Annotated in this window: 14 protein-coding genes; 7 read left to right on the top strand and 7 right to left on the bottom strand. The window is 70.0% G+C overall.

Annotated elements, in window-relative coordinates; genetic code table 11:
• Positions 1 to 130: 130 nt before the first annotated feature.
• A complete protein-coding gene (locus E0H92_RS38970) occupies positions 131 to 2,062 on the bottom strand; it encodes a GMC family oxidoreductase (RefSeq protein WP_202874060.1) in 1,932 nt (643 codons plus the stop codon).
• Positions 2,063 to 2,128: 66 nt separating this feature from the next.
• On the opposite strand from E0H92_RS38970, the gene E0H92_RS38975 reads away from it, so the two are divergent.
• Positions 2,129 to 3,226, top strand: a complete 1,098-nt coding sequence (locus E0H92_RS38975; protein ID WP_131499857.1) for an aldo/keto reductase — start codon at positions 2,129 to 2,131, stop codon at positions 3,224 to 3,226.
• Here E0H92_RS38975 and E0H92_RS38980 read toward each other — a convergent pair.
• Both E0H92_RS38980 and E0H92_RS38985 read right to left on the bottom strand, forming a co-directional pair.
• Entirely contained in the window at positions 3,213 to 3,797 is a 585-nt protein-coding gene (locus tag E0H92_RS38980; RefSeq protein ID WP_131461020.1) for a TetR/AcrR family transcriptional regulator, read from the bottom strand. The genes E0H92_RS38975 and E0H92_RS38980 overlap by 14 nt on opposite strands.
• Positions 3,798 to 3,819: 22 nt before the next feature.
• The gene (locus E0H92_RS38985) at positions 3,820 to 4,830 is read right to left on the bottom strand and encodes a hypothetical protein (RefSeq protein ID WP_131499858.1); all 1,011 of its coding nucleotides are present in this window, start codon (positions 4,828 to 4,830) and stop codon (positions 3,820 to 3,822) included.
• A gap of 63 nt (positions 4,831 to 4,893) precedes the next feature.
• Between E0H92_RS38985 and E0H92_RS38990 the strand changes: the two genes are divergently transcribed.
• Positions 4,894 to 5,532: a TetR/AcrR family transcriptional regulator gene (locus E0H92_RS38990; protein WP_165550237.1), complete on the top strand. Its 639-nt coding sequence runs from the start codon at positions 4,894 to 4,896 to the stop codon at positions 5,530 to 5,532.
• Here E0H92_RS38990 and E0H92_RS38995 read toward each other — a convergent pair.
• From E0H92_RS38995 to E0H92_RS39005, 3 genes are all read right to left on the bottom strand, one after another.
• Positions 5,481 to 5,855, bottom strand: coding sequence for a DoxX family protein (locus tag E0H92_RS38995; protein WP_131499860.1), 375 nt, complete (start codon positions 5,853 to 5,855; stop codon positions 5,481 to 5,483). The genes E0H92_RS38990 and E0H92_RS38995 overlap by 52 nt on opposite strands.
• 85 nt (positions 5,856 to 5,940) lie before the next feature.
• The gene (cpt, locus tag E0H92_RS39000; RefSeq protein WP_131499861.1) at positions 5,941 to 6,468 is read right to left on the bottom strand and encodes a chloramphenicol phosphotransferase CPT; all 528 of its coding nucleotides are present in this window, start codon (positions 6,466 to 6,468) and stop codon (positions 5,941 to 5,943) included.
• Complete coding sequence (locus E0H92_RS39005; RefSeq protein ID WP_131499862.1) at positions 6,465 to 7,712, bottom strand: MFS transporter; 1,248 nt, start codon at positions 7,710 to 7,712, stop codon at positions 6,465 to 6,467. The genes cpt and E0H92_RS39005 overlap by 4 nt, the downstream gene beginning before the upstream one ends.
• A 76-nt stretch (positions 7,713 to 7,788) precedes the next feature.
• Here E0H92_RS39005 and E0H92_RS39010 point away from each other — a divergent pair, with 76 nt between their 5' ends.
• The 4 genes from E0H92_RS39010 to E0H92_RS39025 are packed head-to-tail and all read left to right on the top strand — an operon-like array spanning position 7,789 to position 12,366.
• Positions 7,789 to 9,762 carry a potassium transporter Kup gene (locus tag E0H92_RS39010; RefSeq protein WP_131461016.1) on the top strand — a complete coding sequence of 658 codons (1,974 nt, stop codon included), beginning with the start codon at positions 7,789 to 7,791 and terminating at the stop codon, positions 9,760 to 9,762.
• Between the two features lie 3 nt (positions 9,763 to 9,765).
• Positions 9,766 to 10,614 (top strand): helix-turn-helix domain-containing protein, encoded by an 849-nt coding sequence (locus tag E0H92_RS39015; RefSeq protein ID WP_131461015.1) that lies wholly within the window; start codon positions 9,766 to 9,768, stop codon positions 10,612 to 10,614.
• Positions 10,595 to 11,815 carry an FAD-binding oxidoreductase gene (locus E0H92_RS39020; protein ID WP_131499863.1) on the top strand — a complete coding sequence of 407 codons (1,221 nt, stop codon included), beginning with the start codon at positions 10,595 to 10,597 and terminating at the stop codon, positions 11,813 to 11,815. Before E0H92_RS39015 ends, E0H92_RS39020 begins: the two co-directional genes overlap by 20 nt.
• Positions 11,812 to 12,366: a dihydrofolate reductase family protein gene (locus tag E0H92_RS39025; RefSeq protein WP_131499864.1), complete on the top strand. Its 555-nt coding sequence runs from the start codon at positions 11,812 to 11,814 to the stop codon at positions 12,364 to 12,366. Before E0H92_RS39020 ends, E0H92_RS39025 begins: the two co-directional genes overlap by 4 nt.
• Before the next feature lies 1 nt (position 12,367).
• Here E0H92_RS39025 and E0H92_RS39030 read toward each other — a convergent pair whose 3' ends face one another.
• Entirely contained in the window at positions 12,368 to 12,982 is a 615-nt protein-coding gene (locus E0H92_RS39030) for a maleylpyruvate isomerase family mycothiol-dependent enzyme (RefSeq protein WP_131499865.1), read from the bottom strand.
• Between the two features lie 85 nt (positions 12,983 to 13,067).
• Between E0H92_RS39030 and E0H92_RS39035 the strand changes: the two genes are divergently transcribed.
• Positions 13,068 to 14,282, top strand: coding sequence for a helix-turn-helix domain-containing protein (locus tag E0H92_RS39035; RefSeq protein WP_131499866.1), 1,215 nt, complete (start codon positions 13,068 to 13,070; stop codon positions 14,280 to 14,282).
• Positions 14,283 to 14,407 lie beyond the last annotated feature (125 nt).

The following is a 14,407-nucleotide window of genomic DNA, read 5'->3' on the forward strand; positions in this document are numbered from 1 at the left end:
CCGCACCTGCACCACCTAGCAAGCCCCCGAGAGCCCCACCCTGCAACACCCCCGCCCAGCACCAGCCCCAAGCCAAACCCCATTCCGCAACAGGCTCTGTAGCGCGCCAGCGGTCACATAACGCGTCAGCTCAGCCGCGGGTGATGTGGTCCGCGATGCGGAGGGCTCCGGCCAGGACCGTGAGGACGGGGTTGACGCCTCCGTTGGTGACGTGGACGGAGGCGTCGGTGATCCAGACGTTGGTGTGGCCCCACACCTGACCGAAGGGGTTGGTAACCGATCGGGCCGGGTCGTCGCCCATCCGGCAGGTCCCAGCCTGGTGCTGGCCGGTGCTGGCGGATCCCACCGTGCCGATCTGGCCTACGGACGTGCGGATCGCGCCTGCTTCCTCGAGCCAGGCTTTGGCCTTGGCGCTCATGAAGCGGTGGGCCCGGAGGTCCTCGGGATGGATCGATCCGCTCGTCACCACCACCGGATTGCCGAACCGGTCGACGACGGACGGATCGACGCGGACGCGTGAGTCCGCCGACGTGACCTCCTGGATCGGGCCGACCACCCGCAGCATCCGCCGTACCTCGCGCCGCATCGCCCGCACGCTCTCCGCCCCGGCCGCCGGGATCAACCCGGCCCCGGTCAGGTAGTCGTACACCGACGCCGGCGTCGGCACGAACTCGTTCGCGAGCATGCCGCCGCCGACGATCCCGTCGTTCCCGTGCCGGAAGTCGCAGGTCGCGATCGAGACGCCGGGCCCGACGAGATCGACCACCTCGTCCTCGAACAGCCCGACCGCACCGGCGTACACATGCGCCTGCAGATGCCGGCCGACCTGATCCCGGTTGTTGCCGATCCCGTACGGCTCGCCGCCGTGTGCACTGTTCAGCAGCAGCCGCGGTGTCTCCGAGGCACCCGCGGCGACTACTACTTCCTCACAGAAGACCGTCCGTCGCCACCCACCGCCGGCGACCAGCGCGACGCCGACGACCCGGCCAGCTGAGGTGACCAAACGCTCGGCTGTCGTCTCGGTGACCAGCGTGCAGTTCCCGGTCGCGAGCGCGGCGGGCAGTGCGGTGTTGTGCGTACCGCCCTTCGCCTCCACCGGGCAGGCGAACCCGACGCACAGGCCGCACCGCACGCACCCCGAGCGCCCTTGATAGTCGACCGAGTTGATCAGCAGCGGTACGTCGAGCGTTCCCCAACCGAGCCGCTCGGCGGCTCCCGCCAACAGGTCGGCCGGACCGGTCCGCGGCAGCGGCGGCATCGGAAGCGGGATCGACCGCGGTCCGTGCCACGGGTCCACTCCACCGCCACTCACCCCGAATCGTTGTTCCGCCAGCGAGTAGTAGGGCTCCAGTTCGTCGTACGAGATCGGCCAGTCAGCGAGCGCGCTTCCCTCCGGTACGCCGTACGTCGTCGCCATCCGGAAGTCCTGCGGTACGAACCGCCACGCCTGCGCGCCGTACACCCGCGTGCCGCCGCCGACCGTGAACGCGTTGTTCCCCCAGCCACCGTCCGGAGGCAGCACCTCGCTCCGCGCACCGTCCACCACCGACACCCGCGGCCGCCCCGACGGGTCCGGGTCCGTCACCGCCGGCAGACCGGCCACCGACCGTGGATTCCGCAGGTGGTCGCGCGCGAGCGACTCCGTCGACGGGTAGCTGCCCAGCTCGACGACCAGCACCGACCGCCCCGACTCCGCCAGCACCTGAGCCGCCGCACCCCCACCGGCACCCGAGCCGACGACCACTACGTCGTACCGCTCCCGCAGCTCGTCCCGAGGCGTCACGCGCAACTCGGTGTGCACCGGCGCAAACTCCGCACTCCGCCACCCGACCGACGCCCAGCTCGCCGGCTCCGCGTAGTACCCCTGCGCGATCAACCGCACCAGCCAAGCCCGATCCGCATCTCCCGAACCCGCCAGGGCACGCTCGACCCGCCCGGCCCAGTCCGGCCGATCCTCCGTCAGCACCCGCTCGACAAACGCCGTCGCCGCCCATCCCTCCCCCGGCAGCACGTACTCCGCCAACCGCTCCAGCTCACTCCGCTGCTCCTCAGACAAGCGCACACCCAAATCCTTTCACGCCGATACTTTGTACTTGCCGGTCCATTTTTCCCGAGCAACGCTGTCGGCATGGCACTAGACGACTACTACCTACTCGGGCGGTCGGGGCTGCGGGTCAGCCGGCTCGCCCTGGGCACCATGAACTTCGGGCAAGCCGGGTTCCACGCGCCGTACGGCAAGAGCGAGGACGAGGCCCGGGCGATCTTCCGGACCTATGTCGAGGCCGGCGGCAACTTCATCGACACCGCCGACTTCTACACCGCGGGTGAGAGCGAACGGATCCTCGGCCGGCTGATCGCAGAGGCCGGTATCCGGGAGCGAATGGTGATCACCACGAAGGCCACCAACAGCGTCGACTCCGGCGACCCGAACGCGGGCGGCAACAGCCGCAAGCACCTGATCCGCGCGCTGGACGAGTCCCTGCGCCGGCTCGGCACGGACTACGTCGACCTGTTCCTGCTGCACACCTGGGACCGCATCACTCCCGTCGACGAGGTACTGCGAACCCTCGACGACCTGACCCGCGCCGGCAAGATCAGGTACGCCGGACTGTCCGACGTACCCGCCTGGTACGCCGCTCGCGCGCAGACTCTCGCTGACGCGCACTCGCTGACTCCGATGGTCAGCCTGCAACTGCCGTACTCGCTGATCGAGCGGACCATCGAGACCGAGCACGTACCGGTCGCGCAGCAACTCGGCCTGGGCGTCACCGCGTGGAGTCCGCTCGGCGGCGGGTTCCTGACCGGGAAGTACCAGCGGGACGACGCCCGGGAGTTGGCCGGCGAAGGTCGTCTGACCGGTGACGGCGCCACCGGGCGGACCTGGTCCGACCGGGACTGGAACCTGCTGACGACCGTTCGCGACGTGGCCGAAAAGCTCGGCGTGACGATGGCGCAGGTAGCGGTCAACTGGGCCGCCACCCAGCCGGGTGTTGCGTCCGCGATCGTCGGCGCGAGCCGCCCGGAGCAGTTGGAGTCGAGCATCGCGGCGCTCGGTTTCGAGATCCCCGACGAGTTGCGGGCCGCGCTCGACGAGGCGAGCGCCGTACCGCCGTCGTCGGTGTACCGGATGTTCACACCGGAGTACCAGGGCTGGTTGGTCAACCCGGGCGCGAAGGTGGCGGACAAGCCGGCTGGGTACCAGCCGCCGGTGCTCAACTGGCGCTGAGGTAGTCCAGGCACAGGTCGAGCGCGTACTCCAGATGCGTCGAGGTTCCCGACGACATCAGGATCGCGACGCCGCCCTGGATCGCGGCGATCAGCGCGGCCGAGGCGCGGGCGGGATCCACAGCGGCACGGATCTCGCCCGCGGCCTTCATCTCCTCGATGCCGAGCTCGAGCCGGTGCTGCCACTGCGCGAGCAACTGCGCGGTCACGGCCTGCGCGGCGGGGGTGTGCCGGCCGATCTCGGTGATCAGTACGCCGAGCGGGCAGTGCACGCCCTGCCGCCGGTACTTCTCGACGACGGCGTCCCGCCAGTCGTGCCAAGCGTCCCAGCTGGTCAGCTGCCCGAGGTGCGGCTCCTGGTCCTCGAGCACCTGCTCGGCCTCACGCTCGGCGACCGCGAGCAGTAACTGTTCCTTGCCGTCGGGGAAGTAGTGGAAGAGCTGGCTCTTGCCGGTCCGGCTGCGCCGGCCGATGTCGTCCAGCTTCACCGAACTGATCCCGCGCTCGCGGATCTCGGCCGCGGCCGCCGCCACGATCCGGTCCCGGGTCGCCGCACCCTTCGCTGTCAGCACGCTCCCAAATGTACCCGCGGGTTCAGCTCCGCGATTCGTTCAGGCTGCCCAGGGCGGCGAACACCGGCTTCGGCCTCCACTGCCCGTGGTCGTCGACCGCGACCAATCCGTACGACGAGAGGTCGAGGTCGTGCTCCGGGTCGTCCGGCCGGTGCGGCAACGCGAAACCCGCGAAGCTGAACCAGAACGCCGCGGCCAGTTCGATCCGGTCGAACTCCTCGACGAGCTCGAACAGGTACTCCACTTGCTCCTCCTCGTTCCGCTCGAACGCGCCGCTGATCGCCGGCGGGTCGACGCTGCGGTCCACGATCATCCAGCCGGCTCCACCGCGGTCAGCCGCGCCCCGGTACGCACAGCAGCCGAACTCGGTGGCGACGACCGGCTTGCCCCGCTTCTTCCGTCCCGCCAGCTCGCCGGCGAAGGTCGCCGCGTTGGCCGCGTCCCGGTACGCGTCGACGCTGACGATGTCGAACAGGTCCCAGTTCACGTCCTCCCACAGACCCGCGGCGTACGTGATCCGGCCGCCGAAGACACTGCGCGCAGAGGCCGCCATCTGCTGCTGTACGCCGCCCCAACGGGCCAGCCCCGCCTGCAGGTCGGTGAGCTTGGCCGGATCGCTCCAGGTCGCGGGGTCGGCCATCAAGGCCAGCCGCTCCCCCGAGGTCTCGCCGGGGACGAATCCCTTGCAGAACACGGAAAGCTCGCATCCCAGCACCATCACGACCTCACCGCGCCCGGACCGCCGCAGGGCCTCCGCACGACCGGCGCAGTCGGTCAGGAAGGCGATGAACTCGTCAGGCTCCAGGTCCATCGGCACCGGCGAGAACCACAGATCGAGGCCCGCAGCCAGCGCCGCCTCACCCGCCAGCACGAGCCGGTCCGGATCGTTTCCCGACACCCGGACCGCGGGCGCGTGCAACTCCTTCGCAATCACCGTGAGGTCGCGCCGCACCTCCTCGGGCTCGAAGCGCTCACGGGTGCTGCGGCCGTCGTACCGGAGGCCGGTGTCGTAGTTCACCCCGAGAGAAAGCATGACCAGCAGACTAGCAACCAAAGTCATACTCAGTACATCTTTTTATCCAGTATGGTTACCGGCATGCAAGGACGGCGGGAGCGGAAGAAGGCCGAGATCCGGGCGCGGATCTCCGAGATCGCGACCGCGATGTTCCTCGAGCGCGGGTTCGACGCGGTGTCGGTGTCGGAGGTCGCCGAGGCGGCGGACGTGGCCCGGCCGACGGTGTTCGCGCACTTCGCCCGCAAGGAGGACCTGCTGTTCGACCGGTACCCCGAGGCCGAGGCCCTGATGGTGGCCGCGATCGACGAGCGCCCGGCCGGCACGTCCGCGGTCCAGGCACTGTCGAGTCTGCTGGTCGGGCTCGCCGACGAGGGGCATCCGCTGTCCGCGATGCGCGGGCAGTTCCGCCGTTTCTGGGAGGTCGTCGCCGAGTCGCGGGCGCTCCAGTCCCGCGCCCGCGAGCTCCTCGAGCAGATCGAGCAGGCGATCGCGGTCGCGATGGCGCGCACCGACGTACCCGAACCGCAGCTGACCGCCGCGCTCGCCGTCGCCGCCTACCGCACCGTCCATCTGACAGCGGTACGCCGAATCCTCGACGGCGAGGACGACGCGGTCGTGGCCGCGGAGCACCGCGCGCAGACCCTGCACGCCCTCGCCGTCGTCGACGGTCACCTCGCCGGCCTGCGGAACCAGACCACGGCCGCGGCGACCGCCAGGTAGCACAGCGGGATCGCCGGCGACGCCCCGAACAGGAACAGGTTGGTGGCACTCGCGCCGACCATCAGCCCGACGAGACCGAGCGCGGCCAGCCGGCACAGGCGCGGGATCAGCAGACCGATCGCCCCGGCGACCTCGAGCGTCCCGACCACGTACCGCAGCCACTGCCCGGCGCCGATCTCGGCGAACATGTCGACCATCAGCGGGTCGCCGGTCAGCTTCGGCACGGCTGCCAGCAGGAACAGCGCGGCCAGGACCGCCTGCACCACCCACAGCGCCACGGTCCGCGGACGGATGGTCCGGCGGGTCGTCACCGTCGTACTCATGATCTTCTCCTTCGTCGTCGTGTTTCGGTACGACGAAGATCCCGCCGGCCGCCCGCAGTGGGCATCCGTGGGCGCTACGGATCCACTACGGAACGAGGTAGGTGGCGATCTTCCGGGCGCAGTCGACGGATTCCGCGCGCGAGCTGTCCACCTCGACGTCGTACGTGACGCCCTCGTGGACGACGTACGCCTGCTGCTCGGCCATACCGCGGGCGCGGTCGCCGCGGGCGAGTTCGCGGCCCGCGGCGACCTCCGGATCGCAGTGCACGCCGACGAAGAGAGTCTCGAGGTCTCCGGCCGCGTCCAGCCAGCGCTGCTGCGAATCGGCGCCGCCGAGGAACACGTCGTCGACGATCACCCGCCCGCCGGCCCGGCACATCGCCACGATCCCGGCGGTCCAGGCCGCGTCCAGCTCCCGGAACGCGGGCCCGACCGACACCTCGCCGCCGGGCCCGATCTCGATCCCGCCGTCCATCACGGCGGGCAGCGCGTCCACGAAGTCGTCCACACTGAACCCGAGCCAGGCCTCCGGCAGCACCGCCTGCAGACACCGCACGATCCCGGTCTTCCCGGAACTGGACCCACCGTTGATGATGATCAGTCGAGCTGTCACGCCCGCAAGGCTAGGGCCTCGCCTGCCGGGTCCTCGACAGATTTCCGCCGGGCCAGCCCGAGGAACGGCACGGCCAGCAGCTGGATCCCCGCCGCCACCAAGTACGCCGGTCCGTATCCCCAGACGTCGGCGGAGCGACCGAGCGCCGGCTGGATCACCACCCCGCCGGCCGAGCCGAGCAGGCTGTCGCACGACAGGACCGTCGCCCGCTGCGCCGACGGGATGTGACTGTTCAGGTACGCCTGCCGCACCGGCGACATCGCCGCGAACAGCGTGCACCACACCATCAGCAGCACCAGCGCCACCCCGAACGACGTCACCACACCCATCACCGCGATCACCGTCCCGGACGCGACGATCGCTCCGATCAGGATCCCGATCCGGTCGTGGATCAGCCGGGAGACGTACGACGCGGACGCGCCGCCGGCGATCTGCGCACCCGCGACGATCCCGGCCGACAGACCGGCGATCGCGTACGAGCCGGTGTGCCCGTACAGCTGCAGCAGATACGGCTGCGCGGCGTAGAAACCGTAAACGCTGACCCCGGCCGTGAACGGTCCGGCCAGCATCACCCAGCGGACCCGCCGGTTGAGCAGCTCGTGCCGGAGCGACGCCCGGACGATCCCGGCCATCTCACCCCGCACCGACGTCCGCGGCGCAGGGCTGAAGCCGATGTCCCGCATCGATCGCCACGCGACCACGAACGTGGCCGTCAGCAACAACGCGCGAGCGACGTACGGCGTACCCAGGTTCGTCAGCTGGGCCAGCACTCCCCCGCCGATCGAGCCGGCCATCATCGCGATCCCGTTCGCCACCTGCCCCTTCGCGAACGCCGCATCCAGCGACCCGTCGTACCCGGTCGCGTGCAGCCCGTCGACGAGCCAGGCCTCGGTCGCGCCGCTGAAGAACGTGAACCCGAGACCGAGCAGCATCGACACCACCGCCCAGAGCACGAACGGCGCGTGCGTCCGCCACAGCACCAGGTAGAGCAGTGTGGTCCCGATCAGGGTGGCCGTGCCGAGGAGGTACGACGTACGCCGCCCGACCGTGTCCGCGACGACACCGGTCGGCACCTCGAACAGCACCATGCCGGCGGTGAAGAACGCGTTCGCGGCGAAGGTCTTCCCGATGCTCAGTCCGGCGTCGAGCAGGAACAGCGTGTTGATGCCCCAGATCATCGACGACGCGCCCGTCGACACCGCGACCAGGGTGAGATAGGTCCGCAGTACTCGCTCGGCTGTCATACCCGGTACGTCGGAGTCGCCGTGGACGGCTCGACATGCATAGGGCTAGCTCCCCGGGCGGGTATCGTGCCGGGACGTGACGGAACAGAAGGCGGAGACGGACGGGCCGCAAGGCGACCGGCCCACCGCCCACAGCACGGCCCACGACACGGCGCTCCACACCGCGAAGCTCGCGGTGGTGGTCGGCGCGCTCGGGGTCGTTTTCGGTGACATCGGCACCAGCCCGATCTACACCCTGCAGACGGTCTTCAACCCCGAGGACCCGCACCCGGTGCCGCTCAGTGACCACAACGTGTACGGCGTGGTGTCGCTGATCTTCTGGTCGGTGATGATCATCGTCACTGTCACGTACATCCTGCTCACGATGCGCGCGGACAACAACGGCGAGGGCGGCGTGGTGGCGCTGATCACGCTGCTCCGCAAGTGGCGCCGTACGCATCCGAGCCGGAAGGCCGCCGCGCTGCTGGCGACGGTCGGCCTGTTCGGCGCGTCGCTGTTCTTCGGCGACGGCATGATCACGCCGGCGATCTCGGTGCTGTCCGCGGTCGAGGGACTCAAGACCGTGGAGCCGTCGCTGGGCGAGTACGTGGTCCCGATCACCGCGGTGATCATCGTCGGGCTGTTCATGGTCCAGCGCCGCGGGACCGAGTCCATCGGCCGGGCGTTCGGGCCGGTGATGATCCTGTGGTTCGCCGTGATCGGCGCGGCCGGGATCGGCGGCATCCTCGAGCACACCGAGATCCTCAAGGCGCTCTCCCCGACGTACGCGATCAGCTTCCTGGCCGGGCATTTCCACATCGCGTTCTTCGCGCTGGCGGCGGTCGTGCTGTCGATCACCGGCGCCGAGGCGCTGTACGCCGACATGGGGCACTTCGGCCGGAAGGCGATCAGCCGCGGCTGGCTGTTCCTGGTGCTGCCGGCGCTCACGCTCAGCTACATGGGGCAGGGCGCGCTGATCCTGAAGAACCACGAGAACATCAGCAGCCCGTTCTTCCTGCTGGTGCCGGACTGGGGCCGGTTGCCGCTGGTACTGCTCGCGACCGCGGCGACCGTGATCGCGTCCCAGGCCGTGATCACCGGGGCCTACTCGGTGATGGCCCAGGCCGCCCAGCTGGGGTACCTGCCCAGGCTCCGGGTGACGCACACCTCGGCGACCACGATCGGCCAGATCTACGTGCCCTTCGTGAACTGGCTGCTGTTCGTGTCGGTCCTGACGCTGATCTTCGCGTTCCGTAGTTCGGCCGCGCTGGCGTACGCGTACGGCATGACCGTGACCGGGACGATCACCATCACCACGCTGCTGTTCTTCTACGTCGCGCACTACCGCTGGAACGTGCCGCGGTGGCTGATCCTGGCCGGCGCCGTACCGCTGCTGCTGATCGATGGTCTGTTCATCGCGGCCAACCTGACGAAGCTGCTGCACGGCGCGTGGCTGCCGCTGCTGATCGCGCTCACCTCCTTCACGGTGATGACGACCTGGCAGCGCGGCCGGGAGGTCGTCACCCGGGAGCGGGAGCGTGCCGAGGGTTCGCTGCAGGAGTTCATCGACGAGCTGAGCTCCGGCAAGCTGCCGGTCCGTACGGTTCCTGGTACGGCGATCTTCCTCAACCGCGGCGGCTCCAGCGCACCGCTCGCGCTGCGGGCGAACGTCGAGCACAACCAGGTCCGGCACGAGCACGTCGTGATCGTCGCGATCGAGACCGAGCCGGTCCCGCGGGTGCCGGACGACCAGCGGGTCACCGTGAACGACCTCGGGTACGGCAACGACGGGATCACGCACGTCACGATCAGGTTCGGGTACATGGAGTCGCCAAACGTCCCCACTGCCCTCGCGCGGCTCGAACCGGACGAGTCCGAAGGCCGGCTCGACCTCGACAAGGCGTCGTACTTCCTGTCCAAGATCGAGCTCCGCCGGGGCAAGGCCGCCACGATGGCGGGCTGGCGCAAGCAACTGTTCCTCGCCACCTCGCACATCACCGCAGACGCCGCCGAACACTTCGGTCTCCCCCGCGACCGCACGGTCATCATCGGCTCCCATATCGAGTTGTAGACCATGGACCAGACGTACGACGAGAGCGCGCCGGTGCCCGCACTGGCCGGTCTCGTCCGTACGGTCTGGATCCAGCGCACCGGAACGCAGCCCTACCCGCAGCGGGATCTGCCGACGGGCGGGGTCGAACTGCACTGCCCGATCGGCGGCGTACCGCGGCTGATCGGGCCGCTGACCCGGGCGCAGCTGCAGGTGATCCCGCCGCGGACGACGATCGTCGGCGTGCGGTTCATGCCCGGCGCGGGCACCCCGATGCTCGGCATACCGGCGGACGAACTGGTCGATTGCGCCGTGGACCTGTGGGGTCCTGCGGCGGACACGCTCGGGTCCGCGGTCGCTGATGCGGCTGATCCGCAGGCGGCGTTGCTCGCGGTGCAGGGGTACCTGACCACGCGGCCGCTGCGGCCGGATCCGGTGGTGGCGGAGATGGTGCGGCGGTTGATGCCCTGGGAGCCGACCGGGATCGCGCCGCTGGCGGACTCGTTGGCACTGTCGGAGAGCCAGCTGCGGCGGCGGTGCCTGGCCGCGACCGGAGTGGGGCCGAAGACGTTGCAACGGACGCTGCGGTTCCAGGGATATCTCGCGCTGGCGCAGGCCGGGTTCGGGAGCGGGCTGTCGGACCTCGCGGCCGAGACCGGGTACGCCGACCACGCGCATCTGACCCGGGAATGCGTACGGCTGACCGGCGTGACACCGCGCGAACTGCTCGGCGACAAGGCCGACCGCTGCGACTGCGGTCACGACCACTCGGCGTCGTACCGGCCGTTCCTCGCCGAGTGGTACGCCCGTTTCGTTCAAGCGCGACCCGATCGCCGCGTCCTAACGTCGGCCCATGGACCTGATCGGGCCTGACCACCCGCTGTACGACGTACTGCGGAAGCCGGCGCTACCGCAGTACGACGGCATCCGCCCCGCGGCGATCGCACAGTGCTCCTCTACGTCCGACGTGATCGAGGCACTCTCGTACGCCCGCTCCGCCGGTCTCCCCGTCACCCCGCGCGGCGGCGGCCATTGCTTCGCCGGCCGCTCCTCCACCACCGGCCTGATGCTCGACCTGTCCCCACTGTCATCGGTCTCGGTCACCGGGGCGTCGGCGACCATCGGGGCGGGAGCTCGGCTTGCCGTGGTGTACCAGGGGTTGCACGAGTACGGGCTGACGATTCCGGCGGGGTGTGGGCCGACGGTCGGGGTCGCGGGGCTGACGTTGGGCGGCGGACTCGGGCTGCTCGGGCGCAGGTACGGGCTGACCTGCGATCGCCTCGTCGCCGCGACCGTCGTCCTTGCGGACGGCAACGTCCTCGTGTGTGACGCGGACCGGAACCCCGACCTGTTCTGGGCCCTCCGCGGCTCCGGCGGCGGCCAGTTCGGCGTCGTCACATCCCTCACCTTCGCCGCCGTACCGTCACCGACCGCGACCCGCTTCAAACTCACCTGGCCACGCAGTCACGCCGCGGAAGTGATCGCCGCCTGGCAGTCCTGGGCCCCCGACGCCCCGGACGACCTCACCGCCAGCCTGACCGTCACCGCCACCCACGCGCAGGTCTTCGGCGCCACCCTCACCACCTTCGACCCCGGCCCCCTCACCGCCCCCGAGATCGACATCCGCACCGACCTCTCCTGGCCCGCCCTCAAGGCCAGCCTCTCCGAAGGCGATCCGGACCCCCGCATCATCCACAGCAAGTCCGAGTTCTTCCGCACCCCGCTACCGCCGGATGCCATCACCCAACTCCTCGACACCGGCTGCGACCTCAACTTCACCCCGATGGGCGGCGCCTACAACCGCATCCCCGTCGACGCGACAGCCTTCGCGCACCGCACAGAGCGCTTCCTCCTCGAACACGCGGGCCCCGACCGGAACGCCGTACGCCGCTCCTGGTCCATCGCCCACCCCTACGCCTCCGGGGCCGTCTACCCCAACTTCCCGGACCCCGACCTGACCGACTGGCGCACCGCCTACCACGGCCCGAACTACCCACGCCTCCGCGACCTCAAGGCCGAGTACGACCCTGCCGGCGTGTTTCAGTTCCCCCAATCCCTAGGAGGTTCCCGATGATCCGCCTCTACATGTCGATGTCGCTCGACGGTTTCGTGGTCGGCCCCGACGACAGTCCAGAGAACCCGATGGGAGTCGGCGGGTTCCGCCTGTTCAACTGGCTCGACGACCGCAACTCCGACGGACCGAGCGGGCAGGTGGTCCGCGAGTCGCTGGCCACCGGTGCGCTGATCGCGGGTCGCCGTACGTACGAGCACGCCGGCCGCTGGAACGGCGACCATCACGACGGCGTCCCGATGTTCATCCTCACCCACCACGTCGACGACGAACCGCCAGGCAGCGCCGTCTACGTGACCGACGTCGCCGACTGCGCGGCCCAGGCGCTAGCAGCCGCCGGCGATCGTGACGTCATGGTCCACGGCGCCGGCGCGGGCCAGTCGCTCCTCCGCGCCGGTCTCCTCGACGAGCTCGAACTGCATGTCGTCAACGTCCTCCTCGGCCAGGGCCGCCGCCTCTTCGACAACCTCCCGGCCGAGTACATCGAGCTCGAACAAGTCCGCCAGCTCCCCGCCCGCGACGTCACCCACCTCCGCTACCGCGTCGTGAAATGAGTCAGAGCCACGGAGGCAACGCGCTCGCGGGCTTCCCGTCCGCGGAGAAAACCTCGGCGTACGGCCGCCCGGCGAGATAGGCGGCGACCTCCGGCAGCGGCCCCCGCAGCTCCGGTACGTCGCCGCGCTGCGTGCGGATGTCTTCGCACAGCGCCTCGAGGAAGTCGGCCGGGAGATCGGCGAACGTGAGCCCGGCGCCGAAGTCGACGGCGTGGATGAGGACCTCGCGAGACCGCATCCACCGGATCTCGGACGCCGGGATCGGGGCGCCGCGCGAGGTGCGGACCTGCGCCTGCCATTGCTCGTCCGTCAACGTCGCCATCGCCGCCGCGAGCCCGGCCGCGGACTCGTCGAACCAGGCCCGCAGCTCGTCGGCCGGTCGCGCGGTGGCCTGCTCGATATCCGCGTTCCGCGCCTCGGCCGACGGATACATCGGCCGTTCCTCACCGGTCCGGGCCCAGTGCACCAGGTTCCCCAGCGCCTCGGCGTTCAGCGACAGGTGCGCCGCGACATGCCGCCGCGACCAGCCCGGCAGCGACGACGGCGCCTCCAGGTCGCCGAGTGCTCCGCGGCACAGCGCCGTACCTTCGTCGATCCACTCCAGAACGCGCTCCATGAGGCGAACGTAGCCGACCACGGCGCGGGTTCTTGCAGCGGTGCGGTGTTGTGGTGAGACTGACCCCCATGGAGGGGACCCGCGCGTGGTGACGACGATCGGAGTAGTAGGACCGTCGGACCTGGTCACCTCCACCAGCCGGATCATCAAGGGACTGCGCGGCGTCGAGGTCGTCCCGCTGCGGTACCGCCGGGAGACCGACACCCCCAAGGTGATGGCCGACGCGCCGGGCAGCGTCGACGCGTGGCTGTTCACCGGCGTCGTCCCGTACCAGATCGCCGCCGCGCAGGACCTCCTGGACCGTCCGGCGGCGCACGTCGAGTACACCGGCGCGACGCTGATGCGCGCCCTGGTCCAGCTGCTCCGCGAGGGGCACGACGTGACGTCGCTCAGCATCGACGTCCTCGACGAGGCCGACGTCCGGGAGACGTTCGACGAGGTCGGGCTCCCGATGCGCGGGGTCCGCGTTCTGCCGTACCGGCCGGGTCTGAGCCTCGACGAGATCGTCGAGTTCCACCACGAGGCCGGCGCGACCGTCACGATCACCTGTCTGCGGTCGGCGTACGAGAAGCTCCGGACCGAGCAGACCACGCTGCGTCTCGCTCCGTCGGTGCACTCGGTACGGGCCGCGGTCAACAGACTGCTCCTCGTCCACGACGCTTTGCGCAGTGACGATGCGCAGATCGCGCTCGGCCTGGTCGAGATGTCGCCGGACGCAGAGAGCGCTCTCCAGCGCGAAGCAGGCTCACTCGGCGGCAGCGTCATCCGGTACGACGACAAGCGGTGGCTCGTGGTGGCGACCCGCGGACCGCTCGAACAAGCAACCGCGGCGTTCACCGAACTCGGCATGCTGACCCGGCTGAAGGAGCAGTTCGGGCCGGTCCGGATCGGGTTCGGCATCGGCGGGTCCGGAACCGAGACCGAGGCGCTGGCCCGCCGGGCACTCGGCCGGGCGAAGACCGCCGGACGGACGGCGGCCGTCGTGTCGCTGCGCAACGACATCGATCTCGTGCTGGTCGGCGGCGCGCCGCCGCGGGCCCAGCAGCGCTCGAAACTGCAGCTGCTCGCGCAACGCGCCGGGCTCTCGAAGGCGACGCTCGAACGGCTCCAGGAACTGGTCCGCGCCACTCCCGAGGACGGTCTGACCACGCGCTCCGTGGCCGATTACCTCGGCATCCAGCCGCGGACCGCCCGGCGGGTCCTCAATCGCCTCGAGCGCGCCGGCCTCGCGGACGCGACCGGCACCCAGCTCGGCACCGGCAGCGGCCGCCCGCTTGTTGTTTATCGCGTTCATCTCTGATTATTTCCCAGCGGGTTGACGCGCTGACGCACGTCCGGCTAATTTCAGCCATGACCGTAATTCGGTGCGTACTGTCCCGGGAGGCCTTGTGGACAAGCGATTCGCACGGGGATTGATCGCTGCTC

This window comes from Kribbella speibonae (assembly GCF_004331375.1).
GTDB lineage: Bacteria > Actinomycetota > Actinomycetes > Propionibacteriales > Kribbellaceae > Kribbella > Kribbella sindirgiensis.

What these genes read in the sequence shown, in the direction of transcription:
- E0H92_RS39020 (WP_131499863.1), top strand. Translation starts at nt 10,595, where the DNA reads ATGGACCTGATCGGGCCTGACCACCCGCTGTACGACGTACTGCGGAAG.
- E0H92_RS38975 (WP_131499857.1), top strand. Translation starts at nt 2,129, where the DNA reads ATGGCACTAGACGACTACTACCTACTCGGGCGGTCGGGGCTGCGGGTC.
- E0H92_RS39015 (WP_131461015.1), top strand. Translation starts at nt 9,766, where the DNA reads ATGGACCAGACGTACGACGAGAGCGCGCCGGTGCCCGCACTGGCCGGT.
- E0H92_RS39030 (WP_131499865.1), bottom strand. Translation starts at nt 12,982, where the DNA reads ATGGAGCGCGTTCTGGAGTGGATCGACGAAGGTACGGCGCTGTGCCGC.
- E0H92_RS39025 (WP_131499864.1), top strand. Translation starts at nt 11,812, where the DNA reads ATGATCCGCCTCTACATGTCGATGTCGCTCGACGGTTTCGTGGTCGGC.
- E0H92_RS38990 (WP_165550237.1), top strand. Translation starts at nt 4,894, where the DNA reads ATGCAAGGACGGCGGGAGCGGAAGAAGGCCGAGATCCGGGCGCGGATC.
- E0H92_RS38995 (WP_131499860.1), bottom strand. Translation starts at nt 5,855, where the DNA reads ATGAGTACGACGGTGACGACCCGCCGGACCATCCGTCCGCGGACCGTG.
- E0H92_RS38985 (WP_131499858.1), bottom strand. Translation starts at nt 4,830, where the DNA reads ATGCTTTCTCTCGGGGTGAACTACGACACCGGCCTCCGGTACGACGGC.
- E0H92_RS39005 (WP_131499862.1), bottom strand. Translation starts at nt 7,712, where the DNA reads ATGACAGCCGAGCGAGTACTGCGGACCTATCTCACCCTGGTCGCGGTG.